Annotated in this window: 23 protein-coding genes and 1 other annotated feature; of the genes, 17 read left to right on the forward strand and 6 right to left on the reverse strand. The window is 31.9% G+C overall.

Annotated features, from left to right (window positions below; all coding sequences use genetic code 11):
* Positions 1 to 196 precede the first annotated feature (196 nt).
* The 5 genes from EXD82_RS02035 (at position 197) to EXD82_RS02055 (ending at position 5,356) form a co-directional block, all read left to right on the forward strand.
* Positions 197 to 1,387, forward strand: coding sequence for a DUF819 family protein (locus tag EXD82_RS02035; protein WP_142535259.1), 1,191 nt, complete (start codon positions 197 to 199; stop codon positions 1,385 to 1,387).
* Positions 1,388 to 1,433: 46 nt separating this feature from the next.
* Entirely contained in the window at positions 1,434 to 2,729 is a 1,296-nt protein-coding gene (locus EXD82_RS02040) for a hypothetical protein (protein ID WP_142535260.1), read from the forward strand.
* Positions 2,730 to 2,867: 138 nt separating this feature from the next.
* Positions 2,868 to 3,135 (forward strand) — a binding site (T-box leader).
* A 113-nt stretch (positions 3,136 to 3,248) separates the two neighbouring features.
* On the forward strand, positions 3,249 to 4,046 hold the full coding sequence (locus EXD82_RS02045; RefSeq protein WP_408634438.1) for an amino acid ABC transporter substrate-binding protein: 798 nt from the start codon (positions 3,249 to 3,251) through the stop codon (positions 4,044 to 4,046).
* Positions 4,047 to 4,074: 28 nt separating this feature from the next.
* Positions 4,075 to 4,686 (forward strand): amino acid ABC transporter permease, encoded by a 612-nt coding sequence (locus EXD82_RS02050; protein WP_142535262.1) that lies wholly within the window; start codon positions 4,075 to 4,077, stop codon positions 4,684 to 4,686.
* Positions 4,687 to 4,696: 10 nt separating this feature from the next.
* A complete protein-coding gene (locus tag EXD82_RS02055) occupies positions 4,697 to 5,356 on the forward strand; it encodes an amino acid ABC transporter ATP-binding protein (protein WP_142535263.1) in 660 nt (219 codons plus the stop codon).
* A gap of 112 nt (positions 5,357 to 5,468) precedes the next feature.
* Here EXD82_RS02055 and EXD82_RS02060 read toward each other — a convergent pair whose 3' ends face one another.
* A complete protein-coding gene (locus EXD82_RS02060; RefSeq protein WP_142535264.1) occupies positions 5,469 to 6,119 on the reverse strand; it encodes a TrkA C-terminal domain-containing protein in 651 nt (216 codons plus the stop codon).
* Between the two features lie 211 nt (positions 6,120 to 6,330).
* Between EXD82_RS02060 and EXD82_RS02065 the strand changes: the two genes are divergently transcribed.
* Positions 6,331 to 7,086, forward strand: a complete 756-nt coding sequence (locus tag EXD82_RS02065; protein ID WP_142535265.1) for an EFR1 family ferrodoxin — start codon at positions 6,331 to 6,333, stop codon at positions 7,084 to 7,086.
* A gap of 59 nt (positions 7,087 to 7,145) precedes the next feature.
* Here EXD82_RS02065 and EXD82_RS02070 read toward each other — a convergent pair whose 3' ends face one another.
* Positions 7,146 to 7,490 (reverse strand): RidA family protein, encoded by a 345-nt coding sequence (locus EXD82_RS02070; protein ID WP_142535266.1) that lies wholly within the window; start codon positions 7,488 to 7,490, stop codon positions 7,146 to 7,148.
* Positions 7,491 to 7,687: 197 nt separating this feature from the next.
* On the opposite strand from EXD82_RS02070, the gene EXD82_RS02075 reads away from it, so the two are divergent.
* From EXD82_RS02075 to EXD82_RS02105, 7 genes are all read left to right on the forward strand, one after another.
* The gene (locus EXD82_RS02075) at positions 7,688 to 8,584 is read left to right on the forward strand and encodes a DMT family transporter (RefSeq protein ID WP_142535267.1); all 897 of its coding nucleotides are present in this window, start codon (positions 7,688 to 7,690) and stop codon (positions 8,582 to 8,584) included.
* Between the two features lie 24 nt (positions 8,585 to 8,608).
* Positions 8,609 to 9,127, forward strand: a complete 519-nt coding sequence (locus EXD82_RS02080) for a flavodoxin family protein (protein ID WP_142535268.1) — start codon at positions 8,609 to 8,611, stop codon at positions 9,125 to 9,127.
* The gene (locus EXD82_RS02085) at positions 9,109 to 9,717 is read left to right on the forward strand and encodes a hypothetical protein (protein WP_142535269.1); all 609 of its coding nucleotides are present in this window, start codon (positions 9,109 to 9,111) and stop codon (positions 9,715 to 9,717) included. The genes EXD82_RS02080 and EXD82_RS02085 overlap by 19 nt, the downstream gene beginning before the upstream one ends.
* 100 nt (positions 9,718 to 9,817) lie before the next feature.
* Positions 9,818 to 10,402: a DUF3867 family protein gene (locus tag EXD82_RS02090; protein WP_142535270.1), complete on the forward strand. Its 585-nt coding sequence runs from the start codon at positions 9,818 to 9,820 to the stop codon at positions 10,400 to 10,402.
* Between the two features lie 45 nt (positions 10,403 to 10,447).
* Positions 10,448 to 12,658 (forward strand): amino acid adenylation domain-containing protein, encoded by a 2,211-nt coding sequence (locus EXD82_RS02095; RefSeq protein WP_142535271.1) that lies wholly within the window; start codon positions 10,448 to 10,450, stop codon positions 12,656 to 12,658.
* 22 nt (positions 12,659 to 12,680) lie between these two features.
* On the forward strand, positions 12,681 to 13,553 hold the full coding sequence (locus EXD82_RS02100; RefSeq protein ID WP_142535272.1) for a C39 family peptidase: 873 nt from the start codon (positions 12,681 to 12,683) through the stop codon (positions 13,551 to 13,553).
* Between the two features lie 22 nt (positions 13,554 to 13,575).
* Positions 13,576 to 14,955, forward strand: coding sequence for a M24 family metallopeptidase (locus tag EXD82_RS02105; protein WP_142535273.1), 1,380 nt, complete (start codon positions 13,576 to 13,578; stop codon positions 14,953 to 14,955).
* Positions 14,956 to 15,216: 261 nt separating this feature from the next.
* Here EXD82_RS02105 and EXD82_RS02110 read toward each other — a convergent pair whose 3' ends face one another.
* Both EXD82_RS02110 and EXD82_RS02115 read right to left on the reverse strand, forming a co-directional pair.
* A complete protein-coding gene (locus tag EXD82_RS02110; RefSeq protein ID WP_142535274.1) occupies positions 15,217 to 15,429 on the reverse strand; it encodes a helix-turn-helix transcriptional regulator in 213 nt (70 codons plus the stop codon).
* 15 nt (positions 15,430 to 15,444) lie between these two features.
* Positions 15,445 to 15,768 carry a DUF6442 family protein gene (locus EXD82_RS02115; protein WP_142535275.1) on the reverse strand — a complete coding sequence of 108 codons (324 nt, stop codon included), beginning with the start codon at positions 15,766 to 15,768 and terminating at the stop codon, positions 15,445 to 15,447.
* 392 nt (positions 15,769 to 16,160) lie between these two features.
* Between EXD82_RS02115 and EXD82_RS02120 the strand changes: the two genes are divergently transcribed.
* From EXD82_RS02120 to EXD82_RS02130, 3 genes are read left to right on the forward strand one after another with little or no spacing between them, the layout of a single operon-like run.
* The gene (locus tag EXD82_RS02120) at positions 16,161 to 16,790 is read left to right on the forward strand and encodes a TetR/AcrR family transcriptional regulator (protein WP_142535276.1); all 630 of its coding nucleotides are present in this window, start codon (positions 16,161 to 16,163) and stop codon (positions 16,788 to 16,790) included.
* Positions 16,787 to 17,668 (forward strand): ABC transporter ATP-binding protein, encoded by an 882-nt coding sequence (locus tag EXD82_RS02125; protein WP_142535277.1) that lies wholly within the window; start codon positions 16,787 to 16,789, stop codon positions 17,666 to 17,668. The genes EXD82_RS02120 and EXD82_RS02125 overlap by 4 nt, the downstream gene beginning before the upstream one ends.
* Positions 17,668 to 18,465 carry an ABC transporter permease subunit gene (locus tag EXD82_RS02130; RefSeq protein ID WP_142535278.1) on the forward strand — a complete coding sequence of 266 codons (798 nt, stop codon included), beginning with the start codon at positions 17,668 to 17,670 and terminating at the stop codon, positions 18,463 to 18,465. The genes EXD82_RS02125 and EXD82_RS02130 overlap by 1 nt, the downstream gene beginning before the upstream one ends.
* Positions 18,466 to 18,535: 70 nt before the next feature.
* Here the strand turns inward: EXD82_RS02130 and EXD82_RS02135 are convergent, their stop codons facing one another.
* Positions 18,536 to 20,470: an ABC-F family ATP-binding cassette domain-containing protein gene (locus EXD82_RS02135; protein ID WP_142535279.1), complete on the reverse strand. Its 1,935-nt coding sequence runs from the start codon at positions 20,468 to 20,470 to the stop codon at positions 18,536 to 18,538.
* A 26-nt stretch (positions 20,471 to 20,496) separates the two neighbouring features.
* The gene (locus tag EXD82_RS02140; protein WP_142535280.1) at positions 20,497 to 21,957 is read right to left on the reverse strand and encodes an aminotransferase-like domain-containing protein; all 1,461 of its coding nucleotides are present in this window, start codon (positions 21,955 to 21,957) and stop codon (positions 20,497 to 20,499) included.
* 253 nt (positions 21,958 to 22,210) lie between these two features.
* Between EXD82_RS02140 and EXD82_RS02145 the strand changes: the two genes are divergently transcribed.
* The gene (locus EXD82_RS02145; RefSeq protein WP_142535281.1) at positions 22,211 to 22,930 is read left to right on the forward strand and encodes a GntR family transcriptional regulator; all 720 of its coding nucleotides are present in this window, start codon (positions 22,211 to 22,213) and stop codon (positions 22,928 to 22,930) included.
* The last annotated feature ends 20 nt before the right edge of the window (positions 22,931 to 22,950 follow it).

The raw sequence follows: 22,950 nt of genomic DNA on the forward strand, positions 1-22,950 counted from the left end.
TAGAAGGTGATTTTTTATTATATTTTTTCAAAAAAATAAGGGCTATCGCACTAATAAAATATTAATGCGACAGCCCCTTTTTATGTCAAAAAGGAACCATTATATATAAATAAAAGGATATATGTGGTACTGTGAATCTGTATAAAAATTATATATAGTATAATAATGAAAGATTAAATAATGGGGAGGATAAAAAATGAATTCACTTATAAGTCCTGATAATACATGGGCATTATGGACATTTATAATAGTATGGGCAGCTGTGAGTATAGTACTTGAACAGAAATACAAGTGGGCATCCAAGGTTACTGGGGCAATAATAGCTCTTCTTGGAGCAATAATACTTGCAAATATAAAAATAATACCTACAGCGAGTCCTGTATATGATTCTGTATGGAATTATGTAGTACCAATGGCGATACCACTTCTTCTCATGAAGGCAGATCTTAGAAAAATATACAGAGAAAGTGGTAGAATGTTTGGAGTATTTCATATATCTGCACTTGGAACATGTATAGGAACATTTGTATCTGCACTGGTATTCTCATCTCTCATACCATATGTGGATAGAATAGCTGGAATGATGACAGGAAGCTACATAGGTGGCGGTGTAAACTTTGTGGCTATGACAGCAGCATTTGGTACACCGGAAAATATAACAAATGCAACCATTGTTGCAGATAATCTTGTAATGGCTGTGTATTTCTTTATAGGAATGACAATACCTACAATAGCATTTTTCAGAAAAAACTGGGGTATGCTTTCAGATGAATCTGCAGAGAATGAAGGAAGTGCCGGATACTGGACTAAAAAAGAAATATCTCTTAAAGATATAGCAGTAAATATGGCTGTAGCAGTTTCTGTAGCATGTGCATCAAGTCTGATAGCAGGATATTTTGCTGAAGTTATACCTACTACAAATGCATTTATGAAAATAATAAACTCTATGTTCGGCAATATGTACCTTATAATGACCACAATAATGGTAATAGTTGCTACCGTATTTTCAAAACAGCTTGAAAGTATAAATGGCGGAGAAGAAATAGGAACTTTTCTTATATATCTTTTCTTTGTAGTGCTAGGAGTGCCTGCATCAATAGAGGAGATAATAAAAAATGGAGTATTTATACTTATGTTCTGTATTCTTGTTGTGCTTATAAATCTTGCAGTAACGCTTGGAATAGGTAAAATATTCAGGCTTAAACTGGATGAGCTTTTACTTGCATCAAATGCATGTATAGGCGGACCTACAACAGCTGTAGCAATGGCCATAGCTAAAGGATGGAAAACTCTTATAGTACCGGTTATGCTTTCTGGTATATGGGGGTATATCCTTGGGAATTATGCGGGAATAATAGTCGGAAACCTTCTTGGAACGATTCTATAAATCATATATAATATAGATATGTGATTTATGGAAGGAGGCACTAAAAGTGAAAAATGTCAGCGATGCAATATTGTCCCCTAATCTTGAATATGGGATAAATGAGGATATAACTGTATATGATGGAAGATTCTGCGTATATCTTGACAAAAAGTACAGATGTAATGGGAAAATATTTCTCAAAGTTTCACAGCCTTCAGCGATATGTTTCAAAGCAAGAATTGTATCTGTAGGGAAGGAAAATACAGAACCACTTGGATATGACGATGCAATTATAGAAGTACATGGATATAAACTTGCATCTATCACCGTAAAAAGAATAAAAGACGGATTTGTAGAGGGCTATATAAATAGCGACTGTATAAAATCAAAAAATACATATGTAAGCAGACTGGAATTTGAACTTCTCAATGTGGATAAAATTCCAGGCAAATTGATAAAGCATAAGGATAAATTATACGCCGGAAGAATAGAATTCGAGATAAACGGATATGTAGTAACAATAGATAAGAGATATGATTACAGAAGAGAATTTTATGAAGAAATGATAGAAAAATCCGGAACCGCAACAACACACATAGGAACGATAAAAAGAAAAGATGGATCGGTTTTCAAAACGAATAATATGATGGGATTTATAGACAGAATCTGTATAGCGTTCAGTTTTGCATGTGGAAGGCATATTTCATTTTCTGCAATGAGAGGATACCGGGATGGAATTGAAGTGTACAGGGCATGGAATGAAGGCATAGTAACTCCATTTAAATTTCTTCCTACATGGACAGATACACTTACAAATTATAGAAACTATGAAAAATATATGGAGCTTATGTGCAGAAGACTGGAGGACTATTATTATGGTCCTACACTTAAGAACGTCACGGATTGGTACATAGATGCGCTCAATAATATAACTATGGACAACGATATAATTTCAGTACAGATAGCGCTTGAGTCTCTTTCATATGTTGTTCTTGTTGAAAAAGCCAAGATACTTACAGATAGTGAATTTGATAGAAACTCAGCATCTAAAAATATAAGGATGCTGCTTGATGTGTGCAGCATACCTTATGGGAAAGATGAAATGAACTTCTTTTCCGGTGAAATACGAGAAGAGTTTGATGATGGTGTAGATCTTATTAATTACTATAGAAATAGAATCGTACATCCAAGCAAAAGAAGAAATAAATTCTATATATCAGCGGAGGATGTGTGGAATATTCTTTCTATAGGAATAAGTTATATAGAACTTGCCGTACTTTATGTAATAGGATATAAAGGAGAATACTCAAATAGACTTGAAGATAGAAGTTTTGGAAAAGTAGATGTTGTTCCATGGGCATAAAAATAAATACAAAGCTCAAAAAATATTTATAATATGAAAGATAATATATTTTAATATTTATTTTTGATAAAATTCTGAAAATTAGTTGACAGAGACTATTTTCTGATATAAAATAAGATACATAAATAAAAGAAACACACAAAGGCTAAGAAGAGAAATAGTAGAAATACACTATTCTGCACAGAGAGACTCCATTTGGCTGAGAGGAGGAGAGAATAATATTTCGAACACATCTCGGAGCTTAACACCGAAAGATGTTTGTCAGGTAGGCTGTTACGGAATCCTTGCACCCGTTATAGTGCTAGAGTATAGTTCAACCGGTCAATGAACCGTACTCGATGAGGTTGGTATCGTGAGGTATCAATAAAAAGAGGTGGAACCACGGAATATAACTCCCGTCCTCTGGCATAAGCTGGAGGAGGGAGTTTTTTTAAACTAAAAAATACCAGAAACCTGAATACACATGGTAAAACAACCATAACAAAAAACTAAACAAAATTATAAGTTATAAGGGAGGAAATCAAAATGAAATTATTTAAAAAATTATCAGTTATAGCAGCAGCATTAGTAATAGGTATAAGTACAGTAGCTTGTTCTTCTGGAGGAGATGAAAGCGCATCTTCAAATGAATCTAAAGATAGTGTTGTTATAGGATTTGACAATACTTTTGTACCAATGGGATTTTTAGACGATAATGGAGAAACTGTAGGATTTGATGTGGATCTTGCAAAAGAGGTATTTAAAAGACTTGATATGGAAGTTACATTCCAGCCAATAGACTGGTCAATGAAAGAAACAGAACTTCAGAGCGGAAATGTAGATGCTTTATGGAATGGATATTCACTAAGCCCAGAAAGAAAAAAAGTTGTATCTTATACAGATCCATATCTTCAGAACAAACAGATAATAGTCACTATGGCAGATTCTGATATAAATACAAAAGCAGACCTTAAAGATAAGGAAGTGGGAACTCAGCAGGAGTCAACTGCTCAGGCTGCGATAGAAAAAGATACAGAATTCATGGGAATAATAAAAGGTGGAGCACCTGTACTTTATGATACATATGACAAGGCTTTAAGAGACCTTGAAATAGGAAGAACAAGTGCAGTAGTAGGTGACGAGGTTCTTATAAGATATTACATAGGACAGAAAGGTGAAGATAAATACAAAGTGCTTGAAGAAAACTTCGGACTTGAAGACTATGTAGTTGCATTTGCAAAAGATAATACAGAACTTAGAGATAAAGTAAACAGCACTCTTAAAGAAATGAAAGATGATGGAACATTTGATGAGATATATAATAAATGGTTTAAATAAAGATAGATAGTTTGAAAGGAGAAATGCAATGTTAGAAGGCGTAAAAATAGTAGTGGCACTGTTTTGTATAACTCTTGTATTTTCAATACCTCTTGGAGTACTGGTGGCACTTTTAAGATTATCAAAAAATAAAATAGTAAGTGCGGTTACATCATTTTATATACTTATAATGAGAGGAACTCCATTATTACTTCAGATGATAGTGATATTCTACGGATTGCCGCTATTTGGAATAGTGTTTGACAGATTTACAGCTGGAGCAGTTGCATTTGTCCTAAACTATACGGCATATTTTGCAGAAATATTCAGAGGAGGACTTCAGTCTATTGATAAGGGTCAGTTTGAAGCAGCTGATGTGCTTGGATTTGACAAGGTTACAATGTATAAAAGGATAATACTTCCTCAGGTTGTAAAAAGAGTACTTGCACCTATATCAAATGAGGTAATAACTCTTGTGAAGGATACTTCTCTTGTATATATACTAGGTATAAATGATATTCTTAGAATATCTCAGATTGCTATGAATAGAACAGCAAGTCTTATGCCTCTATTCTGGGCAGGAGCTATATATCTTGCATTTGTAGCAGTACTTACAAAGCTTTTTGAAATAATAGAAAAGAAATATTCTTATTATAGATAGGAGGAAGAATATGCTTGAAGTAAAAGGAATAAAAAAATCATTTAAGAATAATGAAGTACTAAAAGGTATATCATTTTCTGTAGAGTCTGGAGAAACAGCAGTTCTTCTGGGAAAATCCGGAGCCGGAAAAACTACTATAATGAGATGTATAAACGGACTTGAAACCTTTGATGAGGGTGAACTTATAATAGATGGACAGGAGATAAAAACACCATCTGATATGAAAAAGATAAGAGGAAAAATCGGTATGGTATTTCAGAATTTTAATCTTTTTCCTCATATGACAGTTATGGAGAATATAATAGAGTCTCCTGTGAATGTATTTAAAAGAGATAGAGAAGAATCTATAGGAAAGGCCAGAGAGCTTTTAAAAATGGTAGATCTTGAAGACAAAGAAGATTTCTATCCGTTCCAGCTTTCAGGTGGACAGCAGCAGAGAGTTGCAATAGCAAGATCGTGTGCTCTTATGCCGAGGGTTCTTTGTTTTGATGAACCTACTTCAGCTCTGGATCCTGAAACTGTAAATAAGGTTGTAGATATAATAAACAAACTTAAAAAAAGTGGTATGGCTATACTTATTGTTACGCATGATGTAATGTTTGCAGAAAAAGTTGCGGATAAAAAAATAACAGTAAAAGATGGATATATAGATAGCATAGAAGAAAAATAAGGTATGTACGAAAGAATAAAGCAATATATTTACATAATGAAATTATGTAAACAAAAAATTATAAATAAATTTTTGTCATATAAAAAGCTCTGGAAAATTCCAGAGCTTTTTATTATTTTTCATTGTCATCTCCGCCATATAAGAACATAGGAACAGAATTGAATATATGTTTATCTCCAACAACAAGAAGTGTATCACCTTCCATAAATTCAATGTATGGTCCAGGAGATATAATAAGTTCCTCATTTCTTTTTATAGCTACTATAGTACCGCCTGTATTCTGCCAGAATTTTGTTTTTCCTGCATCCTGACCTATATATTTGCAGTCTTTTGTAAGAACAAACTGAGCAGGAACAAGAGGATTTATTATTTCAAGTCTATCTGAGTAGTCAAGAATCTTATTTATTGTTTCAAGTATATTTCCTTCTATTTTTGATTTTGCGTCAAGTAGGTCGTAAAGATCGGATTTATACGATGAGATATTTGTAAGGTCCTGATATTTCTTTATAAAAGATGATGCTTTTGCTGAAGAAAGGACGATTACACCTTTACCCTTTATGCTTTTGACCACTCCGATATCTTCAAGAATTTTAACAGATCTTCTTACTGTTTCCGGAGATACATTGTACTTTCCAGCAAGTACTGAACGGCCATATAGTATGGAATTTTCTTCCACCTCGCCAGTATATATCTTGTTAGCTATATCCAGGGCTATCTTCTGATATATAGGCATTGTATAATTATTACTGCTGTTATTATCCATAAAATCACCCTTTCTGAAATAGTTTAATAAGTTTATTTTATAACTTTTATTTTGTTATGTCTATAACAAAAGCGAAAAAAACTCTAAAAAAGATATAAAGTTGTAGGTATATGTAATCAGCTGGATGCAGTGTGTAGAGCAATATCTTTATAAAAATATGATAACATGATAGAATAGATAATGTAAGTATATATTGAGGAGATGATATTAAATGTTATACGAAATAGTATTTAGCCCTACAGGAGGAACCCAAAAAGCTTCTAATGCTCTTGTTCAGGGAATAGGTAAAGAAAGTAAATTTATAGATCTTTCAGATAACAAAGAAAATATTAATATAGTATTTGATGAAAAAGATATATGTGTATTTGCAGTTCCATCATATGGAGGAAGAGTTCCGGCATATGCAGTTGAAAAGATAGAAAAAATGTCAGGGAAATCAACAAAAGCAGTTATAATGGTTGTATATGGAAACAGAGAATTTGAGGATACACTTGTGGAACTGGAAGATATACTAAAAAAATCAGGTTTTGAGATAGTTGCGGGAGTTTCTGCAATTGCAGAACATTCTATCATAAGAGAGTTTGGAGCTGAAAGACCTGACAATCAGGATATAAACAAACTTATAGAAATGGGAAAAACAATAATCGAAAAAATTGAATCGGGGAAAGTATCAAATACTGAGATACCAGGGAACAGACCATATAAAGTATATAATCCTCTTCCAATAGGTATAAATGTAAATGATAACTGTAACGGTTGTGGAATATGCGCTGAAAAATGTCCTGTTCAGGTAATAGATAGAAATAATCCATCAAAAGGAAATGAGGAAGGATGTATATCATGTATGAGATGTATATCAGTATGTCCTCAAAATGCCAGAAGTATAAATCCTCAGAAACGGGAGTTTCTGAAAGAAAAAATAAAAGAAGCATGTAAAGAAAGAAAAGAGTGTAAATTGTTTATATAATAACAAAAAACAGGGAGGGTCTTTAAAGACTCTCCCTGTTTTTTATATTAAATATAATATTATTTTTCTGCAGCAGTAACGCTCATTTCAACAAGAAGATGTTCTCTTGCAAGTCTTGCTTCAACACAGGCTCTTGCAGGTTCATGTCCCGCTTCAACCCATGCATCCCAAACAGAGTTCATTGCTTCGAAGTCTTTCATATCTCTAAGATATATAGTAACTGATAACATGTGTCTCTTATCTGAACCATATTTTTCAAGAAGTTCCTCTATTTTTGCAAGCACACCTTTAGTCTGCTCTATTATATCTCCTTCTGCACAAGTCTGTCCGCAAAGGTATATAGTACCATTGTTTACAACAGCTCTACTCATTCTTCCTGTTCCTTCATATCTCTGTATAGCCATGAGTTTTCTCCTTTCGATTATCTGAATTATATTTGCTAAGCAATTATACTATATTTTTGAATAATAGTCCACTAAATAAGGACAAAGTGATACATAACTTGACAATAAGGGTATCTTTTATATAGACTATAATAATATGAAAAGAATGTTCAAATGAAACTATTATCAAAAGATAAATAAAAAGAAGGGAGATAAAAATGGAATCAAATAGAATTAAAGGAGTATTTTTTATAATAATGTCGGCTGCCGGGTTTGCACTTATGTCAGCGTTTGTCAAGCTTTCCGGAGATTTACCAAGCTTTCAGAAGGTGTTTTTCAGAAATCTGATAGCATCCATAATGGCTCTATATCTTATAATAAAAAACAGAGGAAGTATGGTGGGTAAAAGGGAGAACCTTAAGCTTTTACTTATGAGATCAATATTTGGAACATTAGGGGTAATATTTAACTTCTATGCAATAGATCATCTGATATTATCTGATGCAAATATGTTAAATAAGATAAGCCCATTCCTTGTGGTAATATTCAGTGCACTATTTCTGAAAGAAAGTATTAAACCTAAACAGATACTTATGATACTTATAGCATTTGCAGGTTCTATGTTCATTGTTAAGCCCACATTCAGTATAGAAGTGGTACCATATCTTGTGGGAATACTTGGAGCTATTGCAGCCGCAGCTGCATATACATGTGTCAGAGCTATAGGTAATAAAGAAGATTATTATACGGTTGTATTTTTCTTTTCTGCATTCTCAATGATATCAATATTACCTGTTGTAATAAAAGTATATGAACCTATGACAATTAAACAGTTTATATATCTTATAATGGCTGGTGTATCAGCAAGTGCAGGGCAATTTGGAATTACTCTTGCCTATAGATATGCTCCTGCAAGAGAAATATCTATATTTGATTATACAAATATATTGTTTTCAGCAGTATTAAGTATAGTTATATTCGGTACATATCCGGATGTTTGGAGTGTAGTTGGATATATAATAGTATTTTCAGCAGCTTTATATATGTTTATTTATAACAGAAAAGGGTATTCAGAGAGTATTGAAAAAATACCGGATGATTCGAAAACAGAATAGAATTATCCACAAAGGAGGAAATATATGAATCTTATGCTGTCTGATATAAATATACCTGAAGTACTTAAAGACGATGAAACATGCAGATATATAGATATAAGTAAGCTGAAAATAGCTGATTGTCTTGGTTGTTTTGGATGTTGGGTAAAAACTCCAGGTAGATGTGTAATAAGGGATGATGCTACAGAAGTGTATCCATTAATAGCGAGAAGTGAGAATCTGATATATGTTACGAGGGTTGTATATGGTTCATATGATGAGACTCTGAAAAGAATGTTCGAAAGATCCATACCTGTACAGCAGGCTTTTATAAGAATACATAATGGGGAAACGCATCATGTACAGAGAAATGTACTTCCTAAAAAAGCCGTTATAATAGCATATGGTGATATTTCTGATGAAGAAAAGAAAGTCTTTGAGAAACTTGTTGAAAGAAACTCAAACAATATGATGATAACAGCCTGGAAGATATATTTTGTAAATGAAAATGAGCTGGAGAATAAGATGATTGAGGAGGCGGAAAAATGGAAAAGATGCTTATAATAAATGGAAGTCCACGAGCTCCAAAATCAAATTCAAAAGAATACATAAAAATATTTATGAAATATCGGAAATACGATATAGATATATATAATATCGTAACAGAAAAAAACAGAGATATTCCCGATAATATAGACTCATATAACAGATATATGCTTGTTATGCCGCTTTATGCGGATTCTATACCGGCAATTGTAACAGGATTTTTGAAAAAGCTTGAAAAAAAGAAAATTTCTGAAGGCAAAAGAGTAGACGTTTTAATAAACTGTGGCTTTATGGAGCCCGAACAGAATCTTGTCGCTATTGATGTTATAAAAATGTTTTGTATCAGAAAAAATCTTGAATATGGAATGACACTTAGCATAGCGTCAGGAGAGGCAATACTAAATACACCGTTTGCATTTATGGCAAGACGCAGGATAAATAAATTTGCAAAATCATTAAAAAGAAATGAAAAAGGATACATGAGTGTAAGTATGCCGATAAGTAAAAATATGTTTTTAAAAGCCTCTACGAAATACTGGACAAAGTACGGTGAAAAATATGGTATAAGTATTGAAGAAATGAAAACAAATAATATAGAAAATATTTAAAAATACTAAAAATCCCCTTAAGAAAATAATATTATCTGAAAAATGCATCGAATTTATGTTATAATTCTATACATAGAACTGAATAAGGAGGCAACTTATTATGTCTGATGATGGAAGAATAATAGACTTTAACGAAGCTAAAAATAAAGTTAAAGAATCTGATGTAGATAAATTTGAAAGTTATATGTACGATCTTTATTATGATGTATCAGAAGGAAAAATGAAAATGTCAGAGTTTTCTCAGAAACTCTCTGCATATATGAGAGAAAATTCAATATCTCCTGAGAAAATGTTTAAAATACAAAAGAAATTTATGGAAAGATATGGCATGGACATGTCGAATGTAGAAGAAGAACTTAAAGGATTCGGGATAGATATAAATAATCTAAAAGTAGATCCAGAGAAACAGACTCCAGAGGAAATGGAAAGAATCAAACGGAGTGATAGTTTCTATTCAAGATACGGAAATATGATAAAATCTAGAAATATAGTTGTGTATAATTTAAAAAATAACCTTAATGATGTTGAAATAACAATAGATTCAAAAGTTATAAAAATATACAGCGAGAAAAAAATAGATTTGAATGATCCGGCTCTTAATGAGTTTCTTGCAGGATACAGAAGAATGTTCAATGAACAGGTAAAGGTTGTAATGTGTGAAGCAACAAAAACATATGACTATTAAAAGCCGCCATAAGCGGCTTTTGCTTTATGAAAGGGGGATTTCCAGTTGACAGAGGATAGATTGGAAAAAGCAAAACTTCACTGGAGAGCAGTTCATGAGGGATATGAAGTTGTAGCAAGAATACCGTATGACTTTTTCGGCAAGGAAGATGAGGGAAACATAGAAGAGGCAAAAATAAGAATAAGCGGTAAAGTATATACAGATTTCAGAAAGGCAGCAGAAGAGAACGGAGTAGATATAACAACTGCACTTGAAACAGTATATGGGCTTATACTTCAGGAATATACCTATGAAAAAGATGTAATAATAGGAGTTTCAATGAATATAACTCCAGTCAGAGTAAAAAGCCATGAAGGTGAGACTTTCTTTGAAAAAGCAAAAAAAATAGTTAGACAAAAGAACAATTCAAAAGAATATATGACATATTTGCTTTCTGAAATAGAAAAAGGGAGTCCGCTTAATAAAAAACTTGTAAATACACTTATAGTAAGTGAGAATGTAGATGCCTATTCATCTCAGGAGATGATAGAGGATCTTATGAGACATAAAGGATATGAATTTGCTGTAATAACTGCAGCAGGAGAGGGTACTCTTAGAATAGAGGCGAGATATAGTCCATTCAAATATAGATACAGTACAGTGGAAAGAGTACTTAAGATGTTTGAAAATGTTATAAGACAAATAAATGATAACAATAATATAAAAACATCGGATATAAAATTTATAACCAGAGAAGAAGAAAAAACTGTTCTGGAGGAATTTAATATAAGTGGTATGAGAAAACCACTTGATAGAACATATATAGATTTATTTTATGAACAGGTAAGAAAAACTCCGGACAATATTGCACTCAGAGATGACAAAATGACTATGACATATAGAGAACTGGATATGGTAACCGAACGTTTTGCCGGTTATTTAAACAGTATCGGAGTAGAGAGAGAAGATACCGTAGCATCTATACTGCCAAGAAATATAGGCGTTGCAGTGGCTGCAATAGGTGTAATGAAAGCAGGAGCTGCAATATTTCCTATAGATATAACAAATCCATCAGAAAGAATGGGATATCTTCTTGAGGACAGTAATGCAAAATTTATAATTACAACAAAAAAACTGTCAAAAAGAATACCTAAAATGAATAAAAAAGAGCTTTATATAGAAAATGAGACTATGTTTAATGCAGATTATCCTATAACAGAATCAGTATATCCTGACAACTGTGCATATAGAATATCTACATCGGGTTCAACAGGAAGACCTAAATGTATGTCCATAGAACATAGAAGTCTTGTAAATATGTGCATGCATGCCATAGATTATATAAAGGCCGATGAAAATGATATATGCGGGGTATATCTTAGCTTCAGTTTCGATGCCGTAGTAAAGCAGATTTTTCCATATCTTTTATGTGGTGCATCTGTAGATATTATACCGGAGCAGGCCAGAGAAAATGAGTATACAGTAAATGAATACTGTAAAAGAAAACATATAACGATTCTTGCTGTTCCTACAATATTTGCAAAACGATTTATTAAAAACTGTGAAAATGAATATCTGAGAGTCCTTCAATCAGGAGGAGACAGATTCAAAGGATATAGGAAAAGACATTATGACATTTATAATGAATACGGTCCAGCTGAATTTACAGTAATATCTACAGTATATAAAGTAGAGGAAGAAGATGGCAGAGTTCCAATAGGAAAACCTATATATAATACCTATGCATATATAATAGATAGAAATGAAAATTTATGTCCGCCGGGAGTACCGGGAGAATTGTGTCTGTCAGGAGTTCAGATTTCAAGAGGATATATGAATAAGGAAGAACTTACTATAGAAAAATTTGTACCAAATCCATATTGTATAGATAAGTACACAAGAAACCTTTATAAAACCGGAGATCTTGCAAAATGGACTGAAGATGGAAATATAGATTGTATAGGTAGAATGGATAGCCAGATAAAAATAAATGGTATACGAGTTGAGATTTTTGAAATAGAAAATACAATAAACAGAATACCAGAAATAAAAAGCTCTGTATGTGTGGCAAGAAAAAATGAAAGAGGAGAAACTTATTTAAAGGCATTTTATGTGTCTGATGATGAAGTAAATCCTGTTAAAGTAAAAAATTATCTTGAAAAAAATCTTCCGCCATACATGATACCGGAATATATAATGCAGATAGAAAGCATACCGGTAACTCCTATAGGAAAAGTAAACAAAAAAATGCTTCCAAAGGAGAATATTTCTATATAGCTTTGAGGAGGAAACTTTATCAATGCATAAAAAAAGAAAACTTAAAAAAGAAATCAAAGTGGCAATAGGTATAGGGATTGTAATAATGTCAGTATTTGCCATAATAAATACTTCCAACAAAAAATATCATGAAGAGGTAAACAGTGATATTTCTGTTTCAGAAGAAGAGGGAATTGCACAGATACCATCATCTGTACATGACGAAGATACGATAAAATATTTAAAAGAGTTTCAAAAGAGAGCAGAATCAGACAAAAAATATAATGCAGTTATAAAGAGTGCATCAGTATATCCGAAAGATGCTTTGAAGCTTCTATATAATAATTCAGAAACACTTGATTTTGTGCTTAGTTATGGAGAGATGAATATACCATCCATATTTATAAGAATAGACGAAAAATGTGGAGATGGTAATATACCTGCACTTCTTCAGTGGGATGAAAAATGGGGATATTCAGAATATGGTGATGGAATAATTGCCGTAAATGGATGTGGACCAACAGCGGTATCTATGGTAGCTGCCGGTCTTACAGGAAAAGAGAGTATTACGCCTATCAAAGTTGCAAAATACAGTGATTCAATGGGCTATCATGAGTCTGCTGGAACAAACTGGAACCTTATGTCTGAAGGTGTAAAGAAATTTGGAATAAAGGGCTGGAAAATTGACAATACTGAAAAAGATTTAAAAGCAGAACTTGAAGCAGGTCACCCTATAATATGCAGTATGGGTCCGGGAGTATTTACAAGAGAAGGCCATTTTATAGTTATAGCAGGTATAAAAGATGGCAAATTTGTGATACACGATCCAAACAGCATAAAAAATACAGAAAAACTTTGGGATTACAGTGAATTTGGAGACCAGATAAAATCATGCTGGGCATACTCTAAAAAATAATTATATTAATGTGGAGGAAAACATGAAAAAAATAGTATATAAAGAGGTTCCGTCGCCGAAAAAGAGTGATAATCTTATACAGGTTTCGCTTAGTGACGAGACAATGAAAGAGAGACAGGAAAAAGTACTTGACCTGATAAAAAAACACAACTATGATGCACTTGTTGTATATGCGGATATAGAACATGGGCGGAATTTTGAATACCTTACAGGGTTCCGTACTCGTTTTGAAGAGTCACTTCTTGTATATCATAAAGATGGTACAGCATATCTGCTTCTGGGAAATGAGAATACAAAAATGTGTGCACATTCGCGAATAAAGGCAAATCTGATTCATCAGTCATATTTCTCTCTTCCATATCAGCCTATGGAAAGCGAAAATGTTGAGGAATCTCTTGAAAGAGCAGGGATAAAAAAGGGTATGAAGATCGGACTTGCAGGATGGAAATATTTTGCATACACTGATAAAAAAAGACAGCTGTTTGATGCGCCATATTTCATAGTTGATGCAATTATGAATCTTATTGGAGATAGAAATCTTCTTGAAAATGCATGTGATATATTCATAGGGGCCGAAGAGGGAGTAAGACTTGTGAACAACGCAAATGAACTTGCTCATTATGAATTCGGTGCAGCACTTGCAGGAAATTGTATGTACGATACAGTTGAAGCATTTGAAGTAGGAAAGAGCGAGATGGAAATAGCATCACATCTTGAAAAATATGGACAGCCAAACAGTCTTGTAACTATATGTTCAAGTGGAGAAAGATTTGTAAATGCAAACCTTTATCCAAGTGAGCAGAAAGTTCAGATAGGAGATAGAGTATCGTTATCTTCCAGTTTTAAAGGGGGAGCATGTTGTGTGGCTGGATATGCGGTACACAATGAAGATGAACTTCCTGAAGGAAAACAGGATTTTATAGAAGTACTTTCAAAACCTTATTTCAATGCAATTACAGCCTGGCTTACTGAAATACATATAGGAATGAAAGGCAAAGAAATGTACGAGCGTATGGAGGAACTTCTTCCTAAGGAAATATTTGGATGGACTCTAAACCCTGGACATCAGGTAGCTGATGAGGAATGGATGACATCTACTATATATCCAGGCTCAGAAGTTGAATTAAAAAGTGGTATGATTCTTCAGCTTGATATAATTCCTAAACGAGATGGATATGCAGGAACTGGTATAGAAACTACAATAGCTCTTGCAGATGAAAGGTTAAGAGGAGAAATAGAAAAACAGTATCCGGAATTACATAAACGTATAAATCGTAGAAGAGAATATCTGAAAGATGTTATCGGAATAGATCTTCCAGAAGAAGTACTTCCTTTCAGTGATCTTCTTGCATACAGCAGACCGTATTTATTATCTAAAAATAAAGCACTTTGCTGGGAATAAAATATATTAAATAAGTAATATATATAAATAAAGAGGGAACATATAAATATAATGTATCCCTCTTTTATTTATTGATTTTACTGTGAATGCCATATTTTACATGGATTAAATTTAAGTTTTACTCTCAGAATATATTTTAAACTTTATAAGCATATCTAATTACATAATGTAGATTTCTCAATTTTATCATGGATATTTATATTAATTAATATATAAATATAATTCTTGTCTTTGCAACGATTTTAAATCCAATTATTCTATTTATTCATCAAAGTAAAATAAATCTTCAAATTTTTTATCTAGTGCAATACATAGAATAAGCGCAAGTTTTGCAGTTGGATTAAATTGTCCAGTTTCAATAGAGCTAATTGTATTTCTAGAAACACCAACCATATCTGCTAATGCTGATTGAGATAGTTTTTTCTCTGCTCTAGCCTCTTTTAAATGATTTTTTAATATCAACTTATTATTCATATTTGTATTTTGCCGCTAAAAAATTTTTAGAATAAACTTTAAAACTAAAATAAGATAAATAAGTGTTGCAACAAGAAAGCATAGAGTAAAGAAAATAACTGTTTTTGTTCTATTGTAAATAAATTGATATGCAAAATTCGAAAAACTAGTAGCTGTAACTAATAATCCCATAGCATATTGAGTTGTATCACCCAAATTTAAACCTCTTGAAAGTATAATCCATAATAGTACTAATATACTAATCGAAAAATTAGCTCCTTTTAATTCAATATATTTTGTACGTTCGTCTGAAATATCGTTTTCTTGACGGCTTCTTTTTAATATTTCCTCTTTGTTCATGAGATCTACCTCCTTTTATTGACAAGTTTACTTGGTATCTTTATAATAGCATTGACAAGTTTACTTGTCAAGTAGGTTTGCAAAGTTTTGTTGGCATTTATAGGATACGTGAATCTATTCGGAAATATACTTTTATTTTTCAATTAATATTATTAAAATTTGGTGAATATTTATATGAATCGTTTCTAATGGTTATTGATAAAATCATAATATTACGATAAGTATATTAGTTTATATAAAAAATTATTATATGGAAAAGATTTATCTTCAATATAAGAAGTCGATTATATTTCTTTTGAAGGGTTGTAAAAAATAGTCAACGGTATAGAATATAATTAACCGATTCGGTTAAAACTTTTCATTATAGATTTATAATATTTGGAGATATAGAAATGTATGAGATAAATGAGAAATTCAATCAGCTGAATGAAGAAAAGAAGCTAAAGATAATAAATGCAGGAATGGAGTATTTCGGTAAATTTGGTTATAAAAAAGCAAATACTGAAGATATAGCAAAAAAGGCAGGTATATCAAAGGGATTACTGTTCTATTATTTCAGGAATAAAAGAAGTTTTTACTTTTATTTATGGGAATATTGCCAGAATGTAATGAATAAAGAGATGAATAATGAGGAATTTGAAAGTATTACAGATTTCTTTGAACTAATAGATTATGGAACAAAAATAAAACTGAAAATATTTATGAAATACCCTTTTATGACAGAATTTGTATTGGATCTATTTATGACCAAGGATCAGAATATATGTGATAATACGGATAAAATGATGACTGAGATGATAGATTCATCGTTTGATATATATTTTAGGAATATAGACTTTTCTCCTTTTAAAGAGGATGTAGATCCAAAGCAGATATATAAAATGATTGTATATATGTCAGAGGGATATATTATAGAGAAAAAAAGAGTAAAGATACCTTTGGATTTTGAGAAGATGATAGATGAGTTTAACATTTGGAAAGAAATGTTTAAGAAAATGTCATACAAGGAGGAATATATATGAAGACAATAGAGGTAACTGGATTAACAAAGGATTATGGAAATGGAAAAGGAATTTTTGATGTATCATTTTCAGTAGATAAAGGAGAGGTTGTAGGGTTTCTAGGAGCGAATGGAGCGGGAAAAACTTCTACAATAAGACATCTTATGGGATTTTCAAAGCCTGAATCAGGAAAAGCATCTATAATGGGAAAAGACTGTTTTAAAGATGCATCGCTTATACAGGAAAATATAGGATATCTTCCAGGTGAGATAGCATTTATGGACAATATGACAGGACATGAATTTATAAAGTTTATGGCTGATATGAAAAAAATAAAAGACAGTTCAATGGCAGATAGACTCATAAAATATCTGGAGCTTGATACATCTGTAAGAATTAAAAAAATGTCAAAGGGTATGAAACAGAAACTAGGTATTGTAATAGCTTTTATGCAGGATGCACCGATACTTATATTAGATGAGCCGACAAGCGGTCTGGATCCACTTATGCAGAATAAATTTGTAGAACTTATAAAAAAATCCAAGGAAAATGGAAAAACAATACTTATGTCATCTCATATATTTGAAGAAGTGGAAAATACATGTGACAGAATAGTGATGATAAAAAATGGAAAAATAGTTGCTGATAGAGACCTTGAAATTATCAGAAATGATAGGAATAAACATTATGAAATAATATTTGCAGAGAAAAATGACGCAGAGATATTCAAAAAAAGATATCCGGAAAGTAAAATAGATGAAAATAGAATAATAATGACAGGAAAGGATGATATAAATAGAGTTATAAAAGATATATCAGAATATAAGATAGAGGATATAACAATAAGACACCAGACACTTGAAGAAGTATTCATGAAGTATTATGGAGGTGAAAAGTAATGGTAGGACCACTTATAAAAAGAGAAATAAAATCAAATTATAAGATACTTATAATTTTTATGGCGATACTTACAATGTATGGAAGTATTATAACAAGTATGTTTGATCCTCGGCTTGGGGAGGGGATGAACGCACTTGCAGAAAGTATGCCTGAATTTTTTGCAGCGTTTGGAATGCAGAATCCAAGTACAGAACTAATAGATTTTCTTGTGAATTACCTTTATGGATTTATATTTATAATGATTCCGTTTATTTTTACTCTGATAATGTGCCATAGATTGGTAGCTAGATATATAGATAGAGGTTCTATGGCGTATTTTTTGAATACTCATTACAATAGAACTCAGATAATACTGAATCAGGCGTTTATTCTTGTAAAAAGTATAGGAATACTTATACTTTATGCAACTGTAATGGTTATAGTATGCAGTGAGGTTATGTTTGGAGGAAAGCTTGATATAGAAAAGTTTATAGTGTTGAATATAGGTCTATTATGTCTTCATCTTTTTCTGGGATCAATGTGTTTTATGTTTGCATGTATATTTAATGAGATAAAATATTCAATAGGTATAGGTGCAGGACTTGGCCTTTTATTTATACTTATACAGATGATGTCGCAGGTAAGTGAAGATGCAGATTTTCTGAAGTATTTCACACCACTTACACTTTTTAATCCGGATGGAATAATTGCATATGAAACAGAGTCATTAATGTATATAGTTTTATTGGCTGTTATTTCAATTGTTTTTATATCAGTTGGAACAGTGGTATTTAAAAAGAGAGATCTTCCTTTATAGAGATAAGATGATTTATAGAAGATAAGAAAATAGCCGTAAGATTTTACTCTTCGGCTATTTTTTATTATGATTATTTATTCTTTTGATTTTCTATTTCTTCGGCTAAGTTATTCAGATATTCCCATCTTTCATATTTATATTCAAGTTCTTTTTCAAGTTCCGCCTTTTCGTCCATAATTTCCTGAAGCTTTGTAAAATCTGTAGAATACATATAAGTACTGTCTTCCAGTGCAGAAATTTTCAGTTCAAGCTGTTCGATATCAGAGTCGATTGTATCAAATTCTCTCTGTTCCTTAAATGAAAATTTAAGTGTCTTTTCAGCGCGGTTTTTCTGAGGAGATTTTTTAGCTTCAACTTCTTTTTTCTCAGATTTTTCTTTTTCTGCTTTTTCCTCTTCAAACTGTATATTCTGTATTTCTTTATAAATAGTGTAGTCGCTGTAGTTTCCTGTGAAGATATATATTCTACCGGCACCCTCATACGCAAATATCTTGTTACAGATTCTATCAAGGAAATATCTATCGTGTGATACAGTTATTACAACACCGTCAAATTCATCAAGATAGTCTTCAAGTCTGCTAAGAGTTTCTATATCAAGGTCGTTTGTAGGCTCGTCAAGCAAAAGTACGTTTGGAGCACCCATAAGAACTCTAAGGAGATGAAGTCTTCTTCTTTCACCTCCAGAAAGTTTTTCTATAAGAGTGTGCTGCATTGTTCCATTGAAAAGGAATCTCTCGCACATCATGGAAGCGGTAATTTTTGTACCGTCAGCAGTTGTTATATAGTCGCTTTCTTCTTTTATATAGTCTATAGCTTTCATATTCAGATCCATATGAGAATCGTCCTGAGAGAAACAGCCTATTTTTACTGTTTCACCGATTTCAACAGTTCCACTGTCAGGCTGAAGTTTTCCATTCAGGATATTTATAAGGGTAGATTTTCCCATACCATTTTTCCCGACTATACCGATTCTATCGTGTCTTGCAAGTGTATATTCAAGATTATCGATTACTTTTTTGCCATCAAAACTTTTAGAGATGTTTTTTATCTCGATTATTTTCTTTCCAAGTCTGCTTGAACCTACAGAAATATCCAGTTTTTCATCTTCTCTAATGACCTCTCTGTTTACAAGTTCATCGAATCTCTGAAGTCTGGCTTTCTGTTTTGTTGTTCTGGCTCTTGCACCTCTTTTTACCCATTTAAGCTCATTTCTGATAAGATTCTGTCTTTTATCTTCCATGCTGGCTTCAAGCTGAAGTCTTTCCATTTTTTTCTCAAGGAAAAGAGTATAGTTTCCTTCATAGCTGAAAAGTCTGCCCTTATCAAGTTCAAGAATTCTGTTTGTAACCCTATCAAGGAAATATCTGTCATGTGTAATCATTAATAAAGCGCCTTTTCTACTGTTCAGGTATTCTTCAAGCCAATCTATAGTATCATTGTCAAGGTGGTTTGTAGGCTCATCAAGTACAAGAAGATCACATGGAGTTATAAGTGCAGAAGCCAGTGAAATTCTTTTTCTCTGACCACCTGAAAGTTCAGAAACCTTCTTGGTAAAGTCATCTATACCAAGTTTTGTAAGTACAGATTTTGCCTCATTTTCAAGAGTCCATAGATTCATTGTATCTATTTTTTCCTGAACAGAGATTAATTCTTTATTTAGTTCATCTGAATAGTTCTTTTCAATTTCTTTTAAAAGATAACTGTATCTTCCAAGTAAATTCAGTTCCTCTGATTCTGCGTTGAATACCTGTTCAAGCACAGTAGAATTTTCATCGTAATCAGGATTCTGTGGAAGATATTCAATTCTCGCTTTGTTCGCCTTTGTTATTTTACCAGATTCTATTTCTTCAACACCGGCTACAATTTTTAATAAAGTTGATTTACCGGTACCGTTGACACCGATAAGTCCTATCTTTTCACCTTCATTTATACCAAATGAAAGATTTTCGATAAGTTTCTTTTCAGAATAGCTTTTACATATATTTTCAAAAGTTATAATGTTCATTTGTTCCTCCAGTTGTATTTCTATATTTATAAATGCATTTCGTCATACATTTCATCTACAGTTTCCCCGATTATTTTTATGCCTTTTTCTATATCTTCAATAGATAAACGTGAAAGTCCGAGTCTGAGAGTATTTCGACCATTTTCATCTATATAGAATAAATCCCCAGGCATAAAAATAACCTTTTTTTCATAACATTTTTCTAAAAGTTTTCTTGAATCAATGTTGTCAAGTCTTACAAAAAGATGAAGTCCGCCATCGCCGAGAATATATTTGTTTTTTATGTATTTGTCTGCACACTCTCTGGCGAAGTTGAATTTTTCTCCATAAGCTCTTTTTATCTTTTTTATGTACTTTTCAAATCTGCCGCTGTTGAGATAGTCGAAAAGTATTCCCTGATCAAGAGAGGATGTATGTATATTTCTGCAGCGTTTTACACTTATAAGTTTGTCGATTGCATTAATATCAGCATAAATCCAACCTATTCTCATACCCGGGAAAAGAATTTTTGAAAAACTTCCTATATAAATAACTCCATTTCCTGATGTATCAAAAGATGATATGGGGAAAATATGAGAACTTGAATACAGAAGTTCTTCATTAAATCCATCCTCTATGACAGGTATAGAATATTTTCTCATTATAGAATAAAATTTAAGTCTGCTTTCGGGAGTCATAACATTTCCCGTTGGATTATTGTATGAAGGCGTTATATATGCAAACTTTATATTAGAAGAGTTTTCAGATATTTTCTTCTCGATATCTTCAAAATCAGGCCCGTTTTCTATATCGAATCCGATAATATTCAATCCATGAGATTTCATTATTTTAATTGAAGTATTATGAGTTGGATTTTCACATAGTATGGTATCTCCGGGTTCTGAAAAAGTTGATAAAATAAGATCAAATGCCTCGGTAAATCCATTTGTTACAAGAATTGACTTTGATTTGGAAAAAGAACCCTTTTTTTTCATGTAATCAGTGAGATATTCTATAAGAGGTTTATATCCCTGGGCATAACCATAGTTTACAAGTTTGTGTCCTTCTATAGATATTCTACTCAGAAATGATTTTTTGAATTCAGACATATCGAATAGCTCTCCATCAGGAGAAATGCTCTTGAACGATATAAGATCAGAACTCCACGGAATCTCTGTTTTTACAATATCAAGTGAGTTGGCATTTTTTGAAAATCCATTTTCAAGCCTGTTCCAATCAATACTTAATCCATTTGATGGAGTGATTCGATCTGCATTTACAAAAGATCCTTTTCCTTTTATGGAATATAAAAGTCCTTCTGATTTAAGTTCTTCATATGCTGCTATTACAGAATTCCTACTTACTCCAAGGATTTCAGACAGTTCTCTTGAAGAAGGAAGTTTGCTTCCGTTTGGGATAAGTCCTTTTTCTATTAAAGAACAGATGTAGTTTTTTATCTGTATATATATAGGAAGATTATTTTCCAGTCTAAAATCTGAAAAAATCAAAGTATCGCCTCTTTTCTGAGTGAATTTTGTCCTTTTATATAATTAAAATCAATAAATATTTTACCATAATAATATATAGACTGACAATTTTGAGGAATACAAAATATTATATAGATTTTAAAGTGTATACTTTATAGATTGTTAAATACAAAATTTGTATAACAAATAAATTGTAAAAGGTATATTTGATAAAATTTGTATAATTAAGTATAATTCAAATATAAATCAAATTTGTATAAAAAGGAGAAATTAAATGGTGGGGAAGAAGAGCGGAACGCCTAAATATGTGGATGTTTATAATAAACTTTTAAAAAATATAATAGATGGAACTTATCCTGAAGGAAGCAAGCTACCGACGGAAAATGAATTATCGGAACAACTGAATGTAAGTAGAATGACACTTCGTCAGTCATTGCTTTTACTTAAGGAAGATGGATTTATAGAAACGAGACAAGGTTCCGGAAACTATGTAAAATCTGAAAAAAATATAAAGGAAAGTCATATTATAGATAGTAAAAGTATTTCAATAAGCAATATAATCGATAGAGAAATAAAATCTATAGAATATGAACTTGAAATACTTCCAAGTACAGAGTATATAAAAAAAATATTCAAAGTAAATAAATCGGTATATATAGAGGTTCATGGAGTTTTTTATGATAATGATAATAAAGCAGTTGCCTGCTCTTTGAATATGATTCTTACGGATATAATAGAAAAGTACAATATAGATTTAAACTGTATTGATGAGGTAAAAGAATTTCTGGAAACAGTAGCTGATAAAAATGAATTCAAAAGAGAGCTTGAGTTTAAAATTGTACCAAATAGTCAATTAGCTAAAAGACACAATGTGAAAAGCGAATATTCTATGTATATGCTTGTTGTAGAAAATATAAAAGATAAAGAGAATAACATTATGTTACATAATAAATACTATGTTCCCGCGGAAATAGTTAATATAGTAATAAATTGATATAACCACTAAAAATTTGT

Source organism: Peptacetobacter hominis, assembly GCF_006861675.1.
Classification (GTDB): domain Bacteria; phylum Bacillota; class Clostridia; order Peptostreptococcales; family Peptostreptococcaceae; genus Peptacetobacter; species Peptacetobacter hominis.

Bases quoted from the DNA above. Each gene is read 5' to 3' on its own strand.
- EXD82_RS02035 (WP_142535259.1), top strand. From the start codon at position 197: ATGAATTCACTTATAAGTCCTGATAATACATGGGCATTATGGACATTT.
- EXD82_RS02050 (WP_142535262.1), top strand. From the start codon at position 4,075: ATGTTAGAAGGCGTAAAAATAGTAGTGGCACTGTTTTGTATAACTCTT.
- EXD82_RS02055 (WP_142535263.1), top strand. From the start codon at position 4,697: ATGCTTGAAGTAAAAGGAATAAAAAAATCATTTAAGAATAATGAAGTA.
- EXD82_RS02060 (WP_142535264.1), bottom strand. From the start codon at position 6,119: ATGGATAATAACAGCAGTAATAATTATACAATGCCTATATATCAGAAG.
- EXD82_RS02065 (WP_142535265.1), top strand. From the start codon at position 6,331: ATGTTATACGAAATAGTATTTAGCCCTACAGGAGGAACCCAAAAAGCT.
- EXD82_RS02070 (WP_142535266.1), bottom strand. From the start codon at position 7,490: ATGGCTATACAGAGATATGAAGGAACAGGAAGAATGAGTAGAGCTGTT.
- EXD82_RS02075 (WP_142535267.1), top strand. From the start codon at position 7,688: ATGGAATCAAATAGAATTAAAGGAGTATTTTTTATAATAATGTCGGCT.
- EXD82_RS02080 (WP_142535268.1), top strand. From the start codon at position 8,609: ATGAATCTTATGCTGTCTGATATAAATATACCTGAAGTACTTAAAGAC.
- EXD82_RS02085 (WP_142535269.1), top strand. From the start codon at position 9,109: ATGGAAAAGATGCTTATAATAAATGGAAGTCCACGAGCTCCAAAATCA.
- EXD82_RS02090 (WP_142535270.1), top strand. From the start codon at position 9,818: ATGTCTGATGATGGAAGAATAATAGACTTTAACGAAGCTAAAAATAAA.
- EXD82_RS02100 (WP_142535272.1), top strand. From the start codon at position 12,681: ATGCATAAAAAAAGAAAACTTAAAAAAGAAATCAAAGTGGCAATAGGT.
- EXD82_RS02105 (WP_142535273.1), top strand. From the start codon at position 13,576: ATGAAAAAAATAGTATATAAAGAGGTTCCGTCGCCGAAAAAGAGTGAT.
- EXD82_RS02110 (WP_142535274.1), bottom strand. From the start codon at position 15,429: ATGAATAATAAGTTGATATTAAAAAATCATTTAAAAGAGGCTAGAGCA.
- EXD82_RS02115 (WP_142535275.1), bottom strand. From the start codon at position 15,768: ATGAACAAAGAGGAAATATTAAAAAGAAGCCGTCAAGAAAACGATATT.
- EXD82_RS02120 (WP_142535276.1), top strand. From the start codon at position 16,161: ATGTATGAGATAAATGAGAAATTCAATCAGCTGAATGAAGAAAAGAAG.
- EXD82_RS02125 (WP_142535277.1), top strand. From the start codon at position 16,787: ATGAAGACAATAGAGGTAACTGGATTAACAAAGGATTATGGAAATGGA.
- EXD82_RS02130 (WP_142535278.1), top strand. From the start codon at position 17,668: ATGGTAGGACCACTTATAAAAAGAGAAATAAAATCAAATTATAAGATA.
- EXD82_RS02135 (WP_142535279.1), bottom strand. From the start codon at position 20,470: ATGAACATTATAACTTTTGAAAATATATGTAAAAGCTATTCTGAAAAG.
- EXD82_RS02145 (WP_142535281.1), top strand. From the start codon at position 22,211: ATGGTGGGGAAGAAGAGCGGAACGCCTAAATATGTGGATGTTTATAAT.